The sequence below is a fragment of the Trinickia mobilis genome (assembly GCF_017315705.1).
GTDB classification, from domain to species: domain Bacteria; phylum Pseudomonadota; class Gammaproteobacteria; order Burkholderiales; family Burkholderiaceae; genus Trinickia_A; species Trinickia_A mobilis.
Genome location: NZ_JAFLRF010000004.1, coordinates 111128 through 132760, shown reverse-complemented (window position 1 = coordinate 132760; position 21633 = coordinate 111128). Strand labels below are relative to the sequence as shown.

15 protein-coding genes are annotated in these 21633 nt (G+C 64.9%); 6 read left to right on the top strand and 9 right to left on the bottom strand.

Annotation, left to right across the window (positions count from 1 at the left end; genetic code table 11):
• Positions 1 to 33: 33 nt before the first annotated feature.
• The 5 genes from J3489_RS07370 to J3489_RS07350 all read right to left on the bottom strand — a co-directional run bounded on the left by J3489_RS07370 (position 34) and on the right by J3489_RS07350 (position 11530).
• Entirely contained in the window at positions 34 to 3090 is a 3057-nt protein-coding gene (locus tag J3489_RS07370; protein ID WP_206997056.1) for an efflux RND transporter permease subunit, read from the bottom strand.
• A 98-nt stretch (positions 3091 to 3188) separates the two neighbouring features.
• Positions 3189 to 4340, bottom strand: coding sequence for an efflux RND transporter periplasmic adaptor subunit (locus J3489_RS07365; RefSeq protein WP_206997055.1), 1152 nt, complete (start codon positions 4338 to 4340; stop codon positions 3189 to 3191).
• 114 nt (positions 4341 to 4454) lie between these two features.
• The gene (locus tag J3489_RS07360; protein WP_206997054.1) at positions 4455 to 5957 is read right to left on the bottom strand and encodes an efflux transporter outer membrane subunit; all 1503 of its coding nucleotides are present in this window, start codon (positions 5955 to 5957) and stop codon (positions 4455 to 4457) included.
• A gap of 305 nt (positions 5958 to 6262) precedes the next feature.
• The gene (locus tag J3489_RS07355; protein WP_206997053.1) at positions 6263 to 7774 is read right to left on the bottom strand and encodes an alkaline phosphatase family protein; all 1512 of its coding nucleotides are present in this window, start codon (positions 7772 to 7774) and stop codon (positions 6263 to 6265) included.
• A gap of 129 nt (positions 7775 to 7903) precedes the next feature.
• On the bottom strand, positions 7904 to 11530 hold the full coding sequence (locus J3489_RS07350) for an indolepyruvate ferredoxin oxidoreductase family protein (protein WP_206997052.1): 3627 nt from the start codon (positions 11528 to 11530) through the stop codon (positions 7904 to 7906).
• Between the two features lie 98 nt (positions 11531 to 11628).
• Here J3489_RS07350 and J3489_RS07345 point away from each other — a divergent pair, with 98 nt between their 5' ends.
• Positions 11629 to 12534 carry a LysR substrate-binding domain-containing protein gene (locus tag J3489_RS07345; protein ID WP_206997051.1) on the top strand — a complete coding sequence of 302 codons (906 nt, stop codon included), beginning with the start codon at positions 11629 to 11631 and terminating at the stop codon, positions 12532 to 12534.
• Between the two features lie 126 nt (positions 12535 to 12660).
• Here J3489_RS07345 and J3489_RS07340 read toward each other — a convergent pair whose 3' ends face one another.
• Entirely contained in the window at positions 12661 to 13263 is a 603-nt protein-coding gene (locus J3489_RS07340) for an NADPH-dependent F420 reductase (protein WP_206997050.1), read from the bottom strand.
• Between the two features lie 230 nt (positions 13264 to 13493).
• Here J3489_RS07340 and J3489_RS07335 point away from each other — a divergent pair, with 230 nt between their 5' ends.
• Positions 13494 to 14465: a LysR family transcriptional regulator gene (locus J3489_RS07335; RefSeq protein ID WP_206997049.1), complete on the top strand. Its 972-nt coding sequence runs from the start codon at positions 13494 to 13496 to the stop codon at positions 14463 to 14465.
• Here J3489_RS07335 and J3489_RS07330 read toward each other — a convergent pair.
• Both J3489_RS07330 and J3489_RS07325 read right to left on the bottom strand, forming a co-directional pair.
• Positions 14425 to 14904: a RidA family protein gene (locus J3489_RS07330; RefSeq protein ID WP_206997048.1), complete on the bottom strand. Its 480-nt coding sequence runs from the start codon at positions 14902 to 14904 to the stop codon at positions 14425 to 14427. The two genes, J3489_RS07335 and J3489_RS07330, sit on opposite strands and share 41 nt — an antisense overlap.
• 71 nt (positions 14905 to 14975) lie before the next feature.
• Positions 14976 to 15833, bottom strand: coding sequence for an IclR family transcriptional regulator (locus J3489_RS07325; protein ID WP_206997047.1), 858 nt, complete (start codon positions 15831 to 15833; stop codon positions 14976 to 14978).
• 127 nt (positions 15834 to 15960) lie between these two features.
• Between J3489_RS07325 and J3489_RS07320 the strand changes: the two genes are divergently transcribed.
• From J3489_RS07320 to J3489_RS07305, 4 genes are all read left to right on the top strand, one after another.
• A complete protein-coding gene (locus J3489_RS07320) occupies positions 15961 to 17160 on the top strand; it encodes an aminotransferase class V-fold PLP-dependent enzyme (protein ID WP_206997046.1) in 1200 nt (399 codons plus the stop codon).
• 136 nt (positions 17161 to 17296) lie between these two features.
• Positions 17297 to 18412 (top strand): porin, encoded by a 1116-nt coding sequence (locus J3489_RS07315; protein WP_206997045.1) that lies wholly within the window; start codon positions 17297 to 17299, stop codon positions 18410 to 18412.
• A gap of 94 nt (positions 18413 to 18506) precedes the next feature.
• Entirely contained in the window at positions 18507 to 19877 is a 1371-nt protein-coding gene (locus tag J3489_RS07310) for a GntT/GntP/DsdX family permease (protein WP_206997044.1), read from the top strand.
• 59 nt (positions 19878 to 19936) lie between these two features.
• The gene (locus J3489_RS07305; protein ID WP_206997043.1) at positions 19937 to 21208 is read left to right on the top strand and encodes a lactonase family protein; all 1272 of its coding nucleotides are present in this window, start codon (positions 19937 to 19939) and stop codon (positions 21206 to 21208) included.
• A 95-nt stretch (positions 21209 to 21303) separates the two neighbouring features.
• Here J3489_RS07305 and J3489_RS07300 read toward each other — a convergent pair whose 3' ends face one another.
• Positions 21304 to 21576, bottom strand: coding sequence for a hypothetical protein (locus tag J3489_RS07300; protein ID WP_206997042.1), 273 nt, complete (start codon positions 21574 to 21576; stop codon positions 21304 to 21306).
• Positions 21577 to 21633 lie beyond the last annotated feature (57 nt).

Below are 21633 nucleotides of genomic sequence, written 5' to 3'. Positions count from 1 at the left end.
TGAATGCCTGATGGAGCCCGGGACAGCGTGCCTTCAGCGAGAGCCCTCGCTTGCGGCGGCGCCCCGGTGGTGGTCCGCTCCAATGAACATATACATCGCGGGCACCACGAACAGCGTAAAGAGCGTGCCGATCGACAACCCCGTAAAGATCACGAGCCCCATCGCATTGCGCCCCGCCGCGCCGGCGCCCGACGCGATCACGAGCGGCACCACGCCGAACACCATCGACGCCGTCGTCATCAGGATCGGCCGCAGCCGCACGCCGGCGGCTTCCTCCAGCGCTTCGCGCTTCGTGCGTCCCGCGAGCTGCAGTTGATTGGCGAACTGCACGATCAGAATGCCGTGCTTGCTGACGAGCCCCATCAGCGTGACGAGCCCCACTTGCGTGTAGATGTTGAGCGTCGAGAGGCCGATGTTGATGAAGATGAGCGCGCCGAAGAGCGCCATCGGCACCGACACCAGAATCACGACCGGGTCGCGGAAGCTCTCGAACTGCGCGGCCAGCGCGAGAAACACGATGATCGTCGCGAACAGCAGCGTGACGACGAAGCCGCCTGACTCCTGCACGAACTGACGCGAGAGACCCGAGTAGTCGACCGAATAGCTCGCGGGCGCAACCTGCTTCGTCGTATTGCGCAGGAAATCGAGCACCTCCCCTTGCGATACGCCCGGCACGAGCACGCCCGAGATCGTCGCGGAGTTGAGCTGCTGAAAGTGGTTGATCGATTCCGGCACGACCTTGTGCTCGATGTGCGTGACGGTCGACGCGGGAATGACGCTGCCGTCCGGCGTGCGCAGGTAGTAGTCGAGCACTTGCGAAGGATTGAGGCGATCGGTCTGCAAGACCTGCGGGATCACCTTGTACGAACGTCCGGCGATCGAGAAGTAATTGACGTAGTCGCCGCCGAGCCCTGCGCCGAGCGTCTGCCCGATGTCGCTCTGCGAGAGACCGAGCGATGCGACTTTATCGCGGTCGACGACGAGCGTCGCTTCCGGCTTGTCGAGCTTGAGGTCGCTGTCGACGAAGAAGAACATGCCGCTTGCGCGCGCCGTTTGCAGCACGGCTTGCGAGATGTCGTTGAGATTCTCGAACGGCTCGGTCGTGCTGATCACGAACTGCACGGGAAGCCCTTGCGAGCCGGGCAGCGGCGGAAACTGGAATGCCGCGATGCGCGCGCCGGCAATCGTATTCCACTGCTGCTGCAGTTCCTCCTGCAGCTCGGTCGCGCCTTTCTTGCGCTTGTCCCAGGTCTTGAAGAGCACGCCGCCGAACCCCTGATTGATCGTCGGCGAGCCGGTGAGCTGGAACATCTGCGAGTATTCGGGCAGCGACTTCGAGATCTCGAACACCTGGTCCGAATACAGCTGCATCTGCTGAATCGTCGCGTTCGGCGGCCCCTGGATCTGCGACAGCACGATGCCCTGGTCCTCTTGCGGCGCAAGCTCCGACTTCGACGTCATGAACAGGTACACCGTGCCCGCGAGCAGCAGCGCGCCCATCACGACGACGACCGGCCACGTATCGAGCAGGCCGTGCAAGAGGCGGCCGTAGCCGCGATGCACGCGGCCGAACTGGCGATCGATGACGCGCACGAGGCGCCCGCCTTCCTGCTCGGAACGGAAGAAGCGCGAGCACATCATCGGCGACAACGTCAGTGCGATCACGCCGGATACCGTCACCGCACCCGCGAGCGAAAACGCAAACTCGGTGAAGAGCGCACCCGTCAGCCCGCCTTGAAAGCCGATCGGCACATACACCGCGACGAGCACGACGGTCATCGCGAGAATCGGGCCGCCGAGTTCGCGCGCGGCGATCAGTGCCGCTTCGAGCGGCGGCTTGCCCTCGTGCTTCATGTGGCGATCGACGTTCTCGACCACGATGATCGCATCGTCGACGACCAGCCCGATCGCAAGCACGAGCGCGAGCAGCGTCAGGAGGTTGATCGAATAGCCGAGCATCAGCATCACGAAGAACGTGCCGACGAGCGACAGCGGCATCGCGATCACGGGAATGATCACGGCGCGCAGGCTGCCGAGGAACAGATAGATCACGGCGGTGACGATCAGGAGCGCCTCGATCAGCGTCTTCACGACTTCGTTGATCGCGGTGTTGACGAAGTCGGTCGCGTCATAAACGATTTCGCCGGTCATGCCGATCGGAAACTGCTGCTGCAGCGCCGGGAACGCGGCCCGCACGCGCTTGGCGACGTCGAGGATGTTCGCGTCCGGCGCGACCTTGATGCCGATGAACACCGAACGCTTGCCGCTGAACGCGACGTTGAAATCGTAGTTGTCGGCGCCGAGCACGACGTTCGCCACGTCTTCGAGGCGCACGATCGCGCCGTTCTTCTCCTTGACGACGAGCTTCTTGAATTCGTCGACGGTGTGCAGGTCCGTGCCTGCGTTCAGGTCGACGCTCACCATCTGCCCCTTGGTCGTGCCGAGCGTCGCCAGATAGTTGTTGTTGCCGAGCGCCGTGTAGACGTCGGAGGCCGTTACGCCGTGCGCGGCGAGACGTGTCGAATCGAGCCACGCGCGCAGCGCGAACTGCCGCCCGCCGAGCACTTCCGCCGTCTGCACGCCTTCGATCGAATCGAGCTTCGGCTTCACGACGCGCAGCAAATAGTCGGTGACATTGTTGCTCGGCAGCACGTCGCTGTAGAAGCCCATGTACATCGCGTCGGTGGTCTGCCCGACCTGGACGTTCAGCACCGGCTGCTGCGCTTGCGGCGGCAACTGGTTGCGCACGGACGCGATCTGCGTGTTGATTTCGGTCAGCGCGCGGTTCGAGTCGTAGTTCAGGCGCAGCGTCGCCGTGATGACGGACGCGCCCGTGATGCTCGACGACGACAGATAGTCGATGCCTTGCGCCTGCGCGATCGCCGCTTCGAGCGGCTGCGTGATGAAGCCGGCGACCGTATCGGCGCTCGCGCCGTAGTAGGCCGTGGTGATCGTGACGACGGCGTTTTCGGTTTGCGGATACTCGCGCACTTTCAGCGCGACGAGCGAGCGCAAGCCGAGCACGAGGATCAGAAGGCTCACGACCGCGGCGAGCACGGGACGGCGGATGAAAGTGTCGGTGAAGTTCATGATGCCTCCCGCCGGGCCGCCCCAAGGGAGGCATCCGCCCCCCCGGGGGGCAGCGAACGAAGTGAGCGTGGGGGTCGTTTCATCTCGCGGGTCCCCCTTCATTGCTCTTGCGGCGTGGGGTTCGGATTGTCCGCGGGCTGCACGCGGTTGTCGACGATGAGCGGCGTGCCGTTCTTGAGCTTCAACTGGCCGCTCGTCACGACCTGCGTGCCTTCGGAGACGCCCTTCGTGATCGCAACCTGGTCGCCGCGCGTCGGCCCGGGCGTCACGAACACCTGCTGCGCGAAGGGCAGGATCTTGCCTTGCGCGTTCGGCTTCGTGCCCGGCTTGACGACGAACACCGTCGCGCCATACGGGTTGTAGGTGATGGCCGTTTGCGGCAGCGTCAGATAGCGCTCCTGCGTCCCCGCATCGACTTTCACGTTCGCGTACATGCCCGGCAACAGCTTGCGTTCGTGGTTGTCCACGGCCGCTTCGATCTGCACGTTGCGCGTATTGCTGTCGACTTTCGGATTGATCGACAGGATCTTGCCGGAGAACGTGCGTCCGCTGTACGCGCTCGTATCGACGATGACACTCTGGCCGATCGCGAGCTGCCCGAGTTGCTGCTGCGGGAGAAAGAAATCGGCGTAGATCGGATCGACGGCCTGCAGCGTGACGATCGCGTCGCCCGGGTTGAGGTACTGCCCCGGGTTGACCGTCGTGATGCCGAGGCGCCCCGCGAACGGCGCGCGTATCGTCTTCTTGTCGACGAGCGCGGCCTGCTGCGCGACCTGCGCCTTCTTGCTGCGCAAGTCGGCCTCGTCGGCGTCGAGCTGCGCCTTCGCGATCGCCTTGATGTCGTATTGCGCCTTGTCGCGCTGGTAGACGGTCTGCGCGAGGTCCGCCTGCGCCTTGAGCGATTGGAGCAGCGCGACGTCGGAGTCGTCGTTGAGCCTCACGAGTATTTGTCCCGCTTTCACGTCCTGGCCTGAGTTGAACGCGATTTCGCGCACGAGGCCCGCGACTTCCGTCGTCACGTCGACGCCGCGCACCGCGCGCAGGCTGCCGACCGCGGAGAGCTGCGGCTGCCACGTCTGATAGCCCGCGGTGATCGCCGTGACCGTGGCAGGGGGCGCCGAATTCGACGCCATGAACTTCGCGAACATATGCGCCCGGAACAGGTTGAAGCCGACCAGCGCGCCGAGCAGCAAGCCGACGCAGATCAGCATGATTGTCATTCGCTTGGCCATCGGTCGCTTCTGGTTCATCGTCATGTGCGAAGTCCCTGTTCGTTGTAACGGTGCGCGTAGGTGCCTATTCCTTTCTCTCGATGCGAGCGATGTGAGCGATGCGCCTAATGCGGCCGCGTTGCCGGGCCGCGGTCAGTGCGGCGTCCCGGCGGCGGCTACCGGAGCCGGCGCGTTCCACCAGCCGCCGCCGAGCGCCTGGAACAGCGCCGCCGTGTCCGCATAACGCGACGCCTGTGCCTGCGCGAGGCTCACCACCGTTTGCTGGTACTGGCGCTGCGCGTCGAGCAGCGCCAGGTAGCTCACGCCGCCGACGCGATACTGGCCGCGCGTGAGCGTGAGCGAATCGCTGGCGGCGCGCCATGCTTCGGTCTGCGCCTTCAGGCCGGTCGCGTCGTGATCGAGCGCGCGCAGCGAATCGGCGACGTTCTGGAACGCAAGCAGTACCGTCTCGCGATACTGCGCGCCGGCTTGCTCGTACGCGGCGACGGCTGCGCGTTTCTTCGAGAGAAGCTGCCCGCCCTGGAAGATCGGTTGCAGCAGGTTCGCGCCGAGGCTCCAGATCGTGTTCGCGGCCTGGAACGCGCCGGCGGGCGTCAGCGCCTCGGTGCCGTAGCTCGCGGACAGCGTGATCTGCGGATACATCGCGGCGGCGGCTACGCCGACCTGCGCGCTCGCCTGATGCAGCAACGCTTCGGAGGCGAGGATGTCGGGCCGCTGCCTGACGAGCGACGACGGCAGGCTCACCGGCAGCGTCTGCGGCAGCGTGAACATCTCGAGCCGGAATTCGGGCAGGGCGGGGTCGCTCGGCAGCATGCCGGCGAGCACCGCGAGTTGATGGCGCGTTTGATCGAGCGATTGGTGCAATGGCGGCAGCGTCGCGCGCGTTTGCGCGAGCAGGGTCTGCTGCGCGAGCACAGCGGTCTTGGCCACGCCGCCGAGCTCGAACTGCTGGTTGAGAACTTGGAGCTGCTGGTCTTGGTCCGCGGCGATGCGCTCGGTGGCGTCGATTTGCGCGCGCAGCGACGCTTCCTTGACTGCCGCCGTGACGAGGTTGGCCGTGAGGGCCAGATAGGCGCCCTGCAACTGATAGCGCTGGTAGTCGATCTGCGCGGCGAGCCCTTCGAGCTGGCGCCGCGCGCCGCCGAACACGTCGAGCTTGTACGACACGTTCACCGACGCATTGTAGAGATTGAGGTAGTCGACGACACCGGGCTCGCCGAACGTGACGCCGTTGAATTTCTCGCGTTGTCCGCCGAGCGACGCATCGACGCTCGGCAAGAGCGACCCGCCGAACTGCGCGCGGTAGTTTTCGTGGGCCTCCCGCAACGCGGCCTGCGCCGAGGTGATGTTCGGGCTGTTGACGAGCGCCTGACGGATCAGCGTATCGAGCGGTTCGCAATGAAAGAGCGTCCACCACGCGGCGGGAATCTCTACGCCCGGCGCGAAGCGCTGCGGCACGCCCGCGGCGCCGGGCGCGGACGCCGTCTGCTCGGGCAGCGGCGCGACCGTGTAGTGGTCCGTTTGGGGCGCCGCCGGCGCTCGATAGTCGGGACCGACCATGCAGCCGGCGAGCGCGGCGCAGCACAAGGCGGCGCTGTAGCGCGGAAACCGGCGGGTACGCGGAGTAGGAGCCATCGTCGATCCAACCTTTTGGGGATGATCGGGGCAAGCAGCGCTAAATCATAGCTCCGAGAGGGCGCGAAACGGAACCTTAAGCACTGAGTTGGTGCGACAACCCCCAGTCAACGGCGTATGGCAGCTATCGCAGGCGGTACTGTTGTTTCGAAAGAACGATCAAGCACACGAAATGATTCCATCTCGTTTCAGGCGCAGCCTCAGGACGGTATCGCAGAAAAAATTTTCGCATGGACGACGTATTCGGAGCGCGTCCGGGGCGCAGACTTGGGAGCAGGACGTTCGCAAGCGGCTTCGATGAACGCTCAATCCCGAGGCAACCCGTTTAACCCGCGCGATTCACGCAGTCGATCGAACGCTTTCTCAGTGTGTATTTCGCGCGCGCTCTTGGCCGCGAAGAAGCCTTTGCTGACCCAATGCCCGACTATCACCAGCGCGTAGCCTAGGGCTCCTGTCATCCGCACCCATGCGGTGTTCCGTCGAGCCAGCTTGGTGACGGTGTCCATCGCATTCGCCCCGGCCTTGTCCAGCTCCGCGAACAAGTAGTCGGCAAACCAGTGGAGCCCTTGCTCATGAGGGTTCGACGTTCTTCTTTCGAGTTCGGGAAACTTGGGTATGAGCGATTGATTGCTGACGCGGATGAAGGGCGGCGTGCCGGACCGGGCCATGGCGCCGCTTTGGATCGCCACGCCGATGCTGGCGGCGTTGGCCGTTCTTGCGCCAAGCGGCCCGAGTTCCCACTTGTCCTGCAGGTATTTCAGCAAGCTGCAATGGTCGAACCGTTCGTGGCATGGATGGGGCTCGCACCACGGTGAAACCAGAATCGCCGGTACTCGCACGCCGAGCTGCCTGAAGGGGAAAGCGCTCGGGTGCTCATCGGGAGGCGTGGCGTCCGCGGGCGGCACGACGTGGTCGAAGAAACCGCCGTGCTCGTCATACAGCACCACCAGCAACGTCGTCTCCCACAGCTTCGGGTTGGAACGGATCGCGTTGTAGGTGTCGGCGATCAGCTTCTCCGCTTTCATGATGTTGTGCGGCGGATGGTCGTCGTTTTGCGCCTGGCCGAAATACTTCGGTTCGATCAGGACAAACTCGGGAAAGGCGCTGGCGTCGCCGGCTGTGTCTTCGAAGAACTGCTTGAACAGGCAATAGTTTTTGAGGTTCTCGGGTTTCCTTTGGTTCACGAGCAGCAAGGAGGCGGGGAAATCGTAGAAATAGACCTTCCAGCTTTTTTGTTTTTCATTCAGCCGATCGAAGATCGTCTCTTGCTTTTGCTCGGTGTACCACTTCGGTTCGAGCGCATTGATCCCGTCCGGCATATCGACTTCGCCCATTGACGTGCCCGACAGCGCGAAAAACCGGTTGGGCCAGGTCGGGCCGGGCAGCGAAGAAAACCATTGGTCGCAAATCGTAAACTGCCGGCCCAGCGTGTGCAGCGCGGGCAGGAAATCGAGCGGGTAATACCCCATGATGTCCTGGCGCTGGGCCTGGGTGCTGCGCGGATAGTGGTAGACGAAATTACGGACGAAGCCGCCGTTGTCTCCCTCGAGCTGTTTCAGCACGTCTCGATGGTCGTGCTGCGGGTCGAGCTTCATTTGACGCTCTTGCGTCTCTTTTAGACGATAAGACTTTCCGTGGCCGTCGTCGTTGATTTTTCCCTGCCCGTTTTTTATACCGTCGAGACCCTTGTGCACTGCGTCGAGCGATCCGAGCATTTGATCGAACGAGTGGTTCTCCATCAAGAGCAGAACGACGTGCTTGATAGGGTCGGTTTTCGCATTGTTTGCTGCATTGTCGCCGTATCGCACGTCACTCATGTCATCTCCTAGTGGAAATTACGGAGCAAAGCGTTACCAGAACTGCGCGTCTATCGATCAATTGTGTGAATATTAGCCCCTGATAAGCGCAAGCGCGAGAAGGGAGGCCGGCGCATCCCGTTGCGCCGGTCAAGCGGCAGCGTCCAGCGCACGTGCCCGACGGTACTCGTTCATCATCCGCTTATGCTCGAGTGCTGCCTGCTGCACCGCGCGCTCCTTCACGTGACCGTAGCCGCGAATGTCGTCGGGGAGCGTTGCCAGCTTGATCGCGGTGTCGAGCTTTGCCTTGTCCAGCGTGGCGCAGAATTCGTCGACCATCGCGACGTAGTCCTCGATCATCGCGCGTTCGTTGCGCCGCTCTTCGGTCTTGCCGAACACGTCGAAAGCGGTGCCGCGCAGGCCCTTCAGCTTCGCGAGCACGCGGAACGCCGGCAGCATCCACGGCCCGTAGCGCCGCTTCACCGGATGCCCATGCTCGTCGCGCTTCGCGAAAAGCGGCGGCGCGAGATAGAAGCTCAGCTTGTAGTCCTTGCCGGGCTCGCCTTCGAATTGCGCGCGCAGCTTGTCCAAATACGCCGGGTCCGCATAAAGGCGGGCGACCTCGTATTCGTCCTTGTACGCCATCAGCTTCGCCAGATTGCGCGCGACGGCCTGCGTCAGCGGCAGGTGAGGGCGCTTCGCGTCCGGTGCGGCGGCGATGGCGAGCTGCATTTCCTTCGCCTGGATACGATCGACCACGCTGCGATAGCGGGCCGCGTAGGCGGTGTTCTGATAGGCGGTCAGCAGCTGTTCGCGCGCGGCGACGAGCGGGTCGAGCGATTCCGCGGTTTTGAACGCGATCACCTGTTGCGACGATTTGCGCGGCGCAAATGCTTCGATCGCTTCAGCGCCGTGCTGCGCGACATAACGGCCCCAATCGAACGCAAGACGGTTCTTGTCGATCGATACGCCGTTCAAGTCGATCGCACGCACGAGGCTTGCGAGTTCGAGCGGCAGCCAGCCCTTTTGCCAGGCGAAGCCGAGCAGCAGAGGATTGGCGTAGATCGTGTCGCCGAGCAGCGTCAGCGCGAGCGCGTTCGCATCGATGAACGCGCAGCCGTCGCCGATGCTCGCGCGAAGATCCTGCTCCGCCTCAACGCCGGGGAACGACCACTTCGCATTGCGGACGAAATCGGCGGTCGGCGTCGCGCCGCTGTTGATTGCCGCGTTCGTCACGCCGAATTGCGTGCGCGACAGCGCGTCGAGCGAGGACGACACGATCGCATCGCAGCCGATCACGAGACGCGCTTCGCCGGTCGCGATCCGCGTCGCGTGCAACGCGTCCGGCGATGCCGCGACCTGCACGTGGCTCAGCACGGCGCCGCCTTTTTGCGCGAGGCCTGCCATGTCGAGCACCGTCACGCCCTTGCGCTCCAGATGCGCGGCCATGCCGATCAAGCCGCCGATCGTCACGACACCCGTGCCGCCGACGCCCGTCACGAGAATCCCATACGGCTTCGCAAGCGCGGGCAATGCAGGCTGCGGCAGCGCGGCGAAGTCAGGCATGGCGGAATCGCCGGACGTGCCGACAGCCGCCTTGGGCTTGCGAAGCTGTGCGCCTTCGGCGGTCACGAAGCTCGGGCAGAAACCCTTCACGCAAGAGAAATCCTTGTTGCAAGACGACTGGTTGATCTTGCGCTTCGCGCCAAGCGGCGTCTCCAGCGGCTCGACCGACAAGCAGTTCGATTGCACCGAGCAGTCGCCGCAGCCTTCGCAGACGGCGTCGTTGATGAACGCGCGCCGCGCCGGGTCCGGATAGGTGCCGCGCTTGCGGCGGCGGCGCTTTTCGGTCGCGCAGGTCTGGTCGTAGATCAGCACGGTGGTGCCCGGCATCTCGCGCAGCTCGCGCTGAATCGCGTCGAGCCGGTCGCGATGGTGGACGGTCACGCCGTTCGGCAGCGACACGTTCGCAGCGTATTTCTCGGGCTCGTCGGTGACGACGACGATCCGTTTCGCGCCTTCGGCGAAGACCTGATGTGCGATCTGCGGCACGGTCAGCACGCCGTCGACCGGCTGGCCCCCCGTCATCGCAACCGCGTCGTTATACAGAATCTTGTACGTGATGTTCGCGTTCGCGGCGATCGCCGCCCGGATCGCGAGCAGCCCGGAGTGAAAGTAGGTGCCGTCGCCGAGATTCACGAACACGTGCTTGTCGCCGGCGAAGTGCATCTGGCCGAGCCACGCGACGCCTTCGCCGCCCATCTGGCTGAAAGTCTCCGTCTTGCGGTCCATCCACATCGACATGTAGTGGCAGCCGATGCCCGCGAGCGCACGCGAGCCCTCGGGCACGCGGGTCGACGTGTTGTGCGGACAGCCGGAGCAGAACCACGGCTTTCTTTCGACCGTCACGCGCGGCTTTGCCGCCTCGCGCTCTTTCGCTTCGATGATCGCGACGCGCGCGACGATGCGCGCGCGCACGTCGCCGGGCAGATCCGCTTTTGCGAGCCGCCGCGCGATCGCCTTCGCGATCAGCGCGGGCGAGAGCTCATAGTGCGCGGGCAGCAGCCAGTCGCCGCGCGGCACCGACCATTCGCCGCCTTCGTTGTCGCGCTCGTCGAACTTGCCGTAGATTTTGGGACGCACGTCCTCGCGCCAGTTGTACAACTCTTCCTTCAGCGCATATTCGAGGATCTGGCGCTTCTCTTCGACCACGAGAATCTCTTCGAGACCGGTCGCGAACGCGCGTGCGTCCTGCGCGTCGAGCGGCCATACGCAGCCCACTTTCAGCACGCGCAAACCGATGCGCGAGCAGGTTTCGTCGTCGAGGCCGAGGTCGACGAGCGCCTGGCGCACGTCGAGATACGCCTTGCCGGCGGTCACGATGCCGAAGCGCGGCGTCGGCGAATCGAGCACGATCCGGTTCAGCTTGTTTGCGCGCACGTAGGCGAGCGCGGCATACCACTTGTAGTCGAGCAGACGCGCTTCCTGCGCGAGCGGCGGATCGGGCCAGCGAATGTTCAGGCCGCCTGCGGGCATCGGATAGCCGGTCGGCGTGACGATCTGCACGCGGTCCGGATCGAGATCGATCGAGGCGGTCGATTCGACCACGTCGGTCACGCATTTCATCGCGACCCAGAGGCCCGAATAGCGGCTCATCGCCCAGCCGTGCAGGCCGAAGTCGAGATATTCCTGCACGTTGGCCGGATACAGCACCGGAATGCCGGCGGCGATGAACGCATGGTCGGACTGATGCGCGACCGAGGACGACTTGGCCGCATGATCGTCGCCGGCGAGCACGAGGACGCCGCCGTGCGGATCGGTGCCTGCGGAATTGGCGTGCTTGAAGACGTCGCCCGTGCGGTCGACGCCCGGGCCTTTGCCATACCACATGCCAAATACGCCGTCGCGCTGCGCATTCGGCCATAGATTGAGCTGCTGGGTACCCCAGACGGAGGTGGCGGCGAGGTCTTCGTTGACGCCGGGCTGGAACACCACATCGTTCGCCTGCAGATGCTTTTTCGCCTTCCACAGCGCCTGGTCGACCCCGCCGAGCGGCGAGCCGCGATAGCCGGAGATGAAGCCCGCCGTATTCAATCCGGCGCGCCGGTCGCGTTCCTTTTGCAGCATCGGCAGCCGCACGAGCGCCTGCGTGCCGCTGATGTAGATGCGGCCTTTGTCGAGCGTGTACTTATCGTCGAGCGTGACTTGGGGGAGCGATGCGGGGGAGGCGGACGGCGCTAGCGCGTCGCGCTGTTCGGCGGATAGGGGCGCGTTCATGCTTGAAGTCTCCGGTCAAGCGAGTTTGAGGCGGAGTATAGGAAGCCGATTTCCTATCGTAAAATCACAAATAATTAACTCGGGTATCCGAAAAACGCATGGCTAAAGACATCACGCTGCGCCAGTTGCGCTACTTCGTCGCCGCTGCCCGGACGGGACAGTTCTCGATGGCCGCCACCGACGAGCACGTTTCGCAATCGGCGATCACGAATGCGGTGCTGGCGCTCGAAAGCGCGCTCGGCACGCGCTTGTTCGAGCGCCTGCCGCAAGGCGTGACGCTCACGCCCGACGGACAGGATTTCTATCACCACGCGCGGCACGTGCTCGATTCGGTGCGTGATGCGATGCACAAGCCGCGCTCTCGCTCGCACGATTTGCGCGGGACGGTGCGGATCGCAGCGTCGTACACGGTGTTGGGGTACTTTTTGCCGGAGTTGTTCGCGCGCTTTCGCGCGAGCTATCCGGATGTCGAGATCGATCTGCGCGACGTCGATCGGCCTGGAATCGAAGAGGCGGTGCTCAACGACGACGTCGATTTGGGCGTGACGCTCTTGTCGAATGTCGAGCGCGTTTCGCGTTTTGGTCACCAGGTGCTGATCCGCTCGCGGCGTCAGCTATGGGTGGCGCCGACGCATCCGCTCGCGCAATTGCGCACGCCGTCGCTCAAGGACATCGCACAGTACCCGTATATCCTGCTGACCGTCGATGAAGGGGAGCAGTCGACGCTGCGTTACTGGGCGAAGAAGCGCATGACGCCGAATATTGCGTTTCGCACGAGTTCGATGGAGGCGTTGCGCGGGCTGGTGGCATATGGGTTCGGGGTGACGGTGCTGTCGGATATGGTGTTTCGGCCCTGGTCGCTGGAAGGTAAGCGGATCGAGGCGCGGCCGGTGCTCGATACGATTCCTCAGATGGATGCTGGGATGCTGTGGCGGAAGAACGCGGAGATGAGCGCGCCGGCGCTGGCGATGCAGCAGTTTTTGATTCATGCGTGCGGGAGTTGATAGGGAACGCTTGAAACCAAGCGTATGTGTCGCCCACCGTATGTCGCGTGCCGGACCAGGGCAGCCACTCGTGGGGAGCACCTGGGTTTTTGCGTGAAAGGCGCGGTATACCGCGCCTTTCATCGGCTATCCGAATTTGACGAGATTAAGCACCGGCAGCGGGCCGCCCGGAATTTGAACCAGCCGTCCCCCGCCTTCGAGCGAACCGAGGTCGATGCCGAAGAAGCCGAGCCGCTCGATCAGTCCGCTCACAGCCGATTTCGCATGCGCGTCGTCTCCTGCGAAGAACAGCACGCGGTGTCCGCCCTCGGCCCGTGGATCGTCGGAGATAAGGTGCGCAGGCAGATGATTGAACGCCTTCACGACGCGTGCGCCCGGCACGAGGCCCGCGAATGCTTCACTCGACGTCCGGCCATGCAATTCGGCGGGTTCGAACAGCGGCGCCTCGATCGGGTTGTTCGCGTCGATCACGATGCGCCCGCCGAAGTCCGGCAGCCCGGCGAGGGCGGCCGGCAGCTTCGACCAGTTCACTGCGACGAGGACGATGTCCTGCGCGGCCGCTTGTTCGCGCGTTCCCGGCTTGATCGAGGGGCCGGATTCGCGCGCGAGGTCCGCGAGCGAATCTGGGCCTCGGCTGTTCGCAATGATGGCTTCGAGGCCTTTGCCCGCCAGCGCTTTCGCGAACGCGGACCCGATGGCGCCTGCTCCGATGATACCGATGGTGCTCATGACGATGCTCCTGGTGAAGGGTGATGAATCAAGTGGTAAAGCCGCCGTCGGCGACGATATCCGCACCGGTTGACGGCGGCGTCCGGGCTGGCGAGGAATGCGATGGCGCTCGTGATTTCGCGAGAACGTTCACTCCGGCGGCTAGGTGAGCGAATATTGCCGCCTTTATTGCAGGAGCATTAGCGTGTAATGGCTTGAATTATTTTCAATCGATGCTTTAAGATTCCCGCATGGAAACCCTCGCCAACCTCGAGTCGTTCGTCCGCAGCGCCGAAACGGGCAGCTTCTCCGCGGCTGCGCGGCGTCTTGCGCTGACGCCCGCTGCGGTCAGCCGGAACGTTGCGCTGCTGGAACGCAATCTCGGCGTGCGACTGTTCCAACGCTCGACGCGCAAGCTCACGCTGACCGAGGCGGGCGAGCGCTTTCTCGTGGAAATCGGCGGCAATCTTGACGCGCTGCAGGCCGCGATCGCGTCCGTCTCGACCGATCGCAGCGAGCCGGCTGGCGTGCTGAAAGTCAGCATGGCGCCGACCTTCGGCATGACGTACGTCATGCCGCTGCTGCCGGCGTTCCTCGCACGCTATCCGATGATTCGTCCGGATTGGCACTTCGAGAACCGGCAGGTCGACTTGATCGCAGAGGGATACGATGCGGCGCTGGGGGGTGGATTCGATCTCGCACCGGGCGTCGTGTCGCGTGCCTTGGCGCCTGCGCATCTGGTGGCGGTGGCGTCGCCGGCTTACATGGCCGGCCGCGTGCCACCGGCCGATCCCGGCGATCTTGCGGAACTCGACGGCATCGTGATGCGCTCGAGCCGCACCGGCCGCGTGCGCCACCGGACGATGCGCGACACAGTGGGTGGCGAGATGTCCGCGCGGCTCAGCGAGACCATCATGGTCAATGACCCGGCAGCGATGCGCGAGGCTGCGATTCTCGGACTGGGTGTTGCGCTGCTGGCGGTGTCGGACGTGCTGTCGTCGATCGAACGGGGGGAACTCGTGCGATTGCTGCCGCGCTGGTACGCGGACGCCGGGGCGATTTCGATCTATTACGCGACGCGAGCGCTGCTGCCGGCGAAAACACGAGTGTTCGTCGATTTCGTCGTCGAGGTGTTCGAGCGGGAGCGGTTGGCCGAAAGGTTTGCGGGAAGCATCGACGCGCTCAGTCGCGCACCGCGACCACCGCCTCGATCTCCACCGTGATATTGCGCGGCAGCGACCCCACGCCGACTGCCGATCGCGAGTGTCGCCCCGCGTCGCCGAGAATGTCGACGAACAAGTCCGAGCAGCCGTTGATCACGCGCGGATGCTCTTCGAAATCCGGTGTCGCGTTGATCATGCCGAGCAGCTTGACGATGCGCCGCACGCGTCCCAGATCCCCCAGCTCCTGATGCAGCACCGACAGCAGGTTGAGCCCGACGAGCTCCGCGTGGCGATAGGCTTCGTCGGCGCTGACATCCGCGCCGACCTTGCCCGTCATCAGCTCGCCCTTTTCGTTGACGGGCCCCTGTCCGGACAGGAACAGCAGATTGCCTTCGCGCACGCAATGAGTGAAGTTGCCGATCGGCGCGGGCACCTGGGGCAGCGCGAGGCCGCGGTGGCGCAGACGGTCGTAGCAGGTCGTCAAGAGCGGAGAGGCCATGAAATGCGGGAAAACGGTTTGAAGGTGAGAAGTGAGACCGGCATCGCGAAGCGGCGAGCCGGATTCGCTGTTTAGGCCGCCGGCTCCTCGCGGCGATATTGCCAGCCGAGCCGCGTTTCGATGCGCGCGGCGACGTCGCGCACGGCGCTCGCGAACGGTTCGGCGCTTGTCGCGGCTTTGGCCTCGGGCATCACGATCGAGATCGTGAAGACGCAGACGCCGGCGTTATCGACGACCGGCGCGGCGAGGCACGCGACCGATGCATCGGACTCGCCGATCTGGATCGACAGCCGCGCATCCAATGCTTCGCGTGCGCTCTTCGCCAGCACGTCGGCACGCGTTTCCGCCCGCCCGGTGGGCGACGGCCGCGCGTAGCGCTTGAAGAAGGCGATGCGCTCGCCGTCGGGCAGATGACCGACGAGCAGCCGCCCCGACGCGGTCCAGTTCGGCGGCACGCGGCTGCCGACCCGCGACGTCACGCGGAAGTGGCCCGGCCCCTCGGCCATCTGCAGCACGACCATCATCCCTTCGACGAGCCCGCAGATCTGCATAGTCTCGCCCGCTTCCGCCGACAACCGCTGCATCTCTTCGGTGGCGACCGTCATGTAGTCGAGCGCACGCGCGTAGCTGAGCCCGTAGCCGTAGAGGCGCGAGCCTAGCCACAAGGTGCCGTCCGCGGCGCGCGACAGCAGGTTCCGCTCGACGAGGTCGTTGATGATCGAATAGACCGTCGACAACGGCGCGCCGACCGTGTGCGCGATTTCGTACGCGGTGGCCGGGCGTTCGGCTTCCTGGAGCGCGTCGAGAATCTGCACGACCCGTTCGAGTGCGTTGGCGCGGCCGCGCGGCGCGGGCGCGGAAGCGGTGCCGGATTCCGCCTGCTGGTTGGCGGCCGCGGGGCGCGCGGCGCGCGGGGACGTGCGTGTCATCGTGTTCCTCGAGTACGCGGCGAGCCGAATTTTGATCAGTTGACCCGCCGTCATCGTATGCTAAACTAATACGCAATTACAACATATATTTCACAGTTGTGGAATGATGGTTCGGGAGACAGTGGCGATGGACATCCGCTCGCGTTTCGGCTTGCGCCCGGTGATCAACGTGTCCGGCACGATGACGAGCCTCGGCGCGTCCATCGTCGGCCCGCAGGCGGTCGACGCCGTTGCCGGCATTCTGCCGCAGTTCGTCGAGATCGACGATCTGCAGCGCAGGGCGTCCGCCGCGATCGCGGCCGCCTGCGCAAGCGAAAGCGGCTATGTGACCGCATCGTGCTCGGCGGCGATCACGCTCGCGATCGCCGCCACGATGACGGGCGACGACCTCGGCCTCGTCGAGCGGCTGCCCGACACGACCGGTCTTTCGAACGAAGTCGTCGTGCAGACCGGGCACCTCATCAACTACGGCGCACCGGTCGACCAGGCGATCCGCCTTGCCGGCGCGCGCGCCGTGCCGGTCGGCGCGGCAACCGAAGCGCACGGCTACCAGCTTGCCGCCGCCATCAGCGAACGCACGACCGCCGCACTCTTCGTCGTTTCGCATCATACGGTCAGCTACGGCTTGATCCAGCTTGAAGAATTCGTCGCGGTCGCGCACGACAAGGGCGTGCCGGTCATCGTCGATGCGGCGTCGGAATACGATCTGAAGCGTTTCATCGCGGCCGGCGCCGACCTCGCGCTGTATTCGGCGCACAAGTTTCTCGGCGGCCTCACGGCCGGCATCGTCGCGGGACGCAAGGCGCTGGTTCGCGCGGCGTACTTCCAGAACGGCGGCATCGGCCGCGGCATGAAGGTCGGCAAGGAAGGCATCGCCGGCACGATTGCCGCGCTGGAGGCCTGGCGCACGCGCGATCACGCGGCCGTGCGCGAGCGCGAACGTCGTTATCTGCAGCTTTGGCACGACACGCTGAACCGCCTGCCCGGCATCGCCGCGACGATCGATCCCGACCCGACCGGCAATCCGCTCGACCGCCTGAAGGTGTCGATCGACGCCAGCCGCGCCCGCATCAGCGCGTGGGATCTCGCCGACGCGCTCGCCCGGCCGCGCGACGATGCGCGCCCGGTGATCGTGCGCGATCACGAAGTCGAGCTGCACTACTTCTTTCTCGATCCGTGCAATCTGCATCCTGGCGAAGAGCAAATCGTCGCCGCACGTTTCGTCGAGGAAATCGGCCGCGCGCAGAGTGCGCGCGAGCCGGTCGTGACACCGTTCCATCAACGCGACGCGAAGCGCCACGCCGCACGCCGGAACTGGCCTGACTGAGTTTCACCGTTCGTGACGACAGCGGGCACGGCATCGTACCGCGGTCTGAACGCACGTCGTTTTAAATAAGTACTACTACCTAAGACGCGGAACACCGGTTCAACGCGGTGTCGACGCACGACTTGAGAAAACCACCATGCACAAACCTTTCCTTCGCACGGCGCTTGCCGCCGGCATAGCCGGACTCGGCGCAAGCGCCGCGTGGGCGCAGAGCAGCGTCACGCTGTACGGCATCGTCGATGCCGGCTTCACGTTCACCAACAACCAGGGCGGCAGCCGCGCGTATCAAGCCACTCAGGGCAACGTGCAGGGCTCGCGCTTCGGCTTGCTCGGCACCGAGGACCTGGGCGGCGGCAACAAGGTGCTGTTCCGCCTCGAAAACGGCTTCAGCGCCGAGACCGGCGCTTCGGGGCAGGGCGGCCGCATGTTCGGCCGCAGTGCATGGGTCGCGCTCAGCAACGACCGCGCCGGAACGTTCACGCTCGGCCGCCAGTACAACAGCGTGCAGGACTATTTGTCGAACCTGCAGATCAACGGCGTCGGCGCATTGAGCCAGTACGCGAACGCGGTCTACGACAACGACGATCTGAACAACACGTACCGTACCGACAACGCGGTCAAGTACACGACGCCGACCTTCTCCGGCTTCACGGCCAACGCGATGTACGCATTCTCGAATACGGCCGGCCAGTTCGCGAACAACCGCGCATGGAGCGTCGGCGCGGACTACGTGTCGGGTCCGTTGCGCCTCGACGCCGCGTACTCGCTGACGGACAACCCGGCGTCGAACACCGTGGGCGCCGCACCGTCGGACAACTACTACGGCACGAGCACGTCGATCATCAGCAACGTGAAGCGCAACCAGGTATGGGGCGCGGGCGGCGCGTACGTGTTCGGCCCGGCCACGCTCGCGCTGCTCTACACGAACTCGCAGTTCGAGATCCTGTCGGGCGGCAGCCTGCGCTTCGCGAACTACGAGGCGAGCGTGCGCTACCAGTTCACGCCCGCGACGCTGCTGTCGCTCGGCTACATCTACACGAGCCAGAACAGCAGCGCGGCGAGCGCGACGAATGCGCACTACAACCAGCTCGCGCTGGGCGGCGAGTACTTCCTGTCGAAGACGACCGATCTCTACCTGAACGGCATCTACCAGCGTGCATCGGGTGCGAACGCGTGGATCGAGGGCATCGGCAAGGCGTCGAGCAACGGCAACCAGTTCGCCGCGGTCGCGGGCATCCGTCACAAGTTCTGACCGCGTGTCGCCGCAGCGCTTCCGGCTGTCGTCAAGCGATGACTGACGGCGCGGGGCGCGCTGCGCTCCTCCCTTACTTCTTTCTGGAAACAACATGGCGACTGTTCAGGGAAGCCTCCTTCTCGTCTATGCGCTGATCGCGATCGTCGCATTGATCGTGCTGATCGCGCGCTTCAAGCTCAATCCGTTCATCACGCTGATGGTCGTATCGGTCGTGCTTGCGCTCGCGGTCGGCATGCCGATGACGTCGATCCTCAAGTCGTTCGAAACCGGCGTCGGCGGCACGCTCGGCCATATCGCGATCGTCGTCGGGCTCGGCACGATGCTCGGCAAGATGATGGCCGAATCGGGCGGCGCGGAACGCATCGCTCGCACGCTGATCGAGCTGTTCGGACCGAAGAACGTTCACTGGGCGATGATGTGCATCGCGTTTCTGGTCGGTCTGCCGGTGTTCTTCGAAGTCGGCTTCGTGCTCTTGATCCCGATTGCGTTCAACGTCGCGCAGCGCACCGGCACGTCGATGGTGCGGGTCGGCATTCCGATGGTCGCGGGGCTATCGGTCGTGCACGGGCTGATTCCGCCGCATCCGGCCGCGCTGCTCGCGGTCACGGCCTATCACGCGGATATCGGCAGGACGATCTTCTACGCACTGATCGTCGGCATTCCCACCGCGGCGCTCGCCGGTCCGCTATTCTCCAAGCTTGCGAGCCGGCTCGTCGTGCTCGAAGGCGAGAATCCGATGGCGCAGCAGTTCGTCGAAGCAGCCAACGCGCGGACGGCCCAGTCGCTGCCCGGCTTCGGCATCACGCTCTTGACGGTGTTGCTGCCGGTGCTGCTGATGCTGGTCGGCAGTTGGGCGGATCTGCTGGTTGCGCCGAAGACGACCGCGAACGATTTGCTGCATGTGATCGGGCATCCGGACATGGCGCTGTTGCTCGCGGTGCTGCTGAGCTTCTATACGTTCGGCACGGCGCGCGGCTTCGGGCGCGAGTCGATCCTGAAGTTCACCAACGAGTGCCTCGCGCCGACCGCGAGCATCACGCTCGTGGTGGGCGCGGGCGCCGGGTTCGGCCGGATCCTGATCGACAGCGGCGTAGCGAAGGCGATGGTCGACGGCGCGACGAGCGCGCAGATACCGCTCCTGCTGCTCGCGTGGCTCGTGGCGGCGCTGATCCGGGTCGCGACCGGCTCGGCAACCGTGGCGATGTCGACGGCCGCCGGCATTCTCGCGCCGATCGCGGCCGCGGCGGCCGGCACGGCGTCCGCGGTGCGGCCCGAACTGCTGGTGCTGGCAACGGGCGCGGGCTCGCTGATCCTGTCGCACGTGAACGATGGCGGATTCTGGCTGGTCAAGGAGTATTTCAACATGACCGTGACTCAGACCTTCAAGACGTGGACCGTGTGCGAAACGATGATCTCCGTCGTCGCGCTGGCTCTGACACTGGGTCTGTCGGTCGTCGTCTAGCTATGCATGGGACCCGGGTAACCGCTAAAGCGCTGACTCGGGTCGACAAGAGGCAATCGATGAGCAAAGCTCGGCATCTCGAAGTTCCCGGTTCAGAGGGGCGGCGCGTCTGGCTGAAAAGCATGAGCGCGATGGCGGCGGTGTCCGCGATGGGCACGCTCGCGAACCCGCGGCCGGTGCGTGCGGCAGGTATTGGCGCGGTGTCGGGCGCGCCGGCGCAGCACACCAAGCCGCTGTTCGCCTACGTCGGCACCTATACGCCGCACGGTCTCGGCATTCACCGTTTCCAGGTCGACCGCGCGAGCGGCAAGCTCGATCCCCTGGAGCCGGTGCAGGGCATCGAGAATCCGAGCGCGCTCGCGATCGACTCGCAACAGCGCTTTCTGTTCAGCGTCAGCGAGGTGAAGAACTATAACGGCACGACCAACGGTTCGGTCAGCTCGTACGCGATCGAGGCGGGCACCGGCGCGTTGCACCCGATCAACACGGTCGACTCGCAGGGCACGGGACCGGTCTATCTGAGCCTGCATCCGAATGGCCGCTTCCTGCTGGTCGCGAACTACAACAGCGGCAGCGTCGCGGTGCTGCCGGTCGCGATCGACGGCGTGCTCGGCGAAGCAGTGTCCGTGCAGGCGCCCCAGGCGCCGGCGGGCGCACAGCGCGCGGCCGTAGGCGTGCCCGGCAGCTTCGCGATCAGCGACCACGACGGCCCGCACGCGCACACGATCGTGCCGTCGCCGGACGGCCGCTTCGCGATCTCGACGGATCTCGGCGTCGATCGCACCTATGTGTGGAAGTTCGACGAAGCGACCGGCGCGTTGTCGTCGAACGATCCGCCGTTCGTCGCGGCGTCGGCCGGAGCGGGGCCGCGGCACGTCGCGTTCCATCCGAACGGCCGCTATCTGTACGAAGTCACGGAGGAAGCGTCGACGCTCGTCTGCTACGGCTACGATGCCGCGCGCGGCACGCTCACGCAGCTGCAGTCGGTGTCGACGTTGCCGCCGGGATATCAGGGCACGAGTTTCGCGTCGGAAATCATGCTGTCTCACGATGGCCGCTTCGTCTATGTCGCGAATCGCCTGCACGACACCATCGTGCAGTTCGGCATCGGCGCGAACGGACACGTTCAACCGATCGGCGAGACACCGGCCGGCGGCGACTATCCGCGCGTGATCCGCTTCGATCCGTCGGGGCGTTTTCTCTATTCGTTGAACCAGCGCAGCGACCACATCGCGATCTTCGCGGCCGACAAGGCGAGCGGCAAGCTGCGCTTTACCGGCAACTACGTCGCGGTTGGAAGTCCGTCGGATATCGCGTTTGCATCGGTGTAAGCGAACCGGATCGGGGTTGCTGCCCGTTCCGGGGGATCGGCTGGACCGGAGAGCCGCGGCGATACGCTCCGTCCCGGCGACGGAGCGTGCGCGGCTTAGTGATGTGCGTAGAGCGTGTCGCGCGGCATGAGGGCGGTACGGCCAGCCGATTGGGACTGGCCGGAGATCGCACCGCCATAGGCCGATTGCGACATGTCGGCGCCGTCCCGCTCGGCGGCGAGGATCGACGCGCTCTGACCGCGCTGCGACGCGGGTGCGCCGACAGAGGGCTGGTAGAACGGGGCCGGGCCGTAGCCGCCGGCAAACGCGGGGGCGGCGGCGGAAGCCGACAGTGCGGCGAGCAGGGCGGCGATGAGTTTGGTCTTCATGATGGAATCTCGCTAAAACAGGGTTCAGTGGTAGATCGAGGAGGCGCGTGCCTTGCC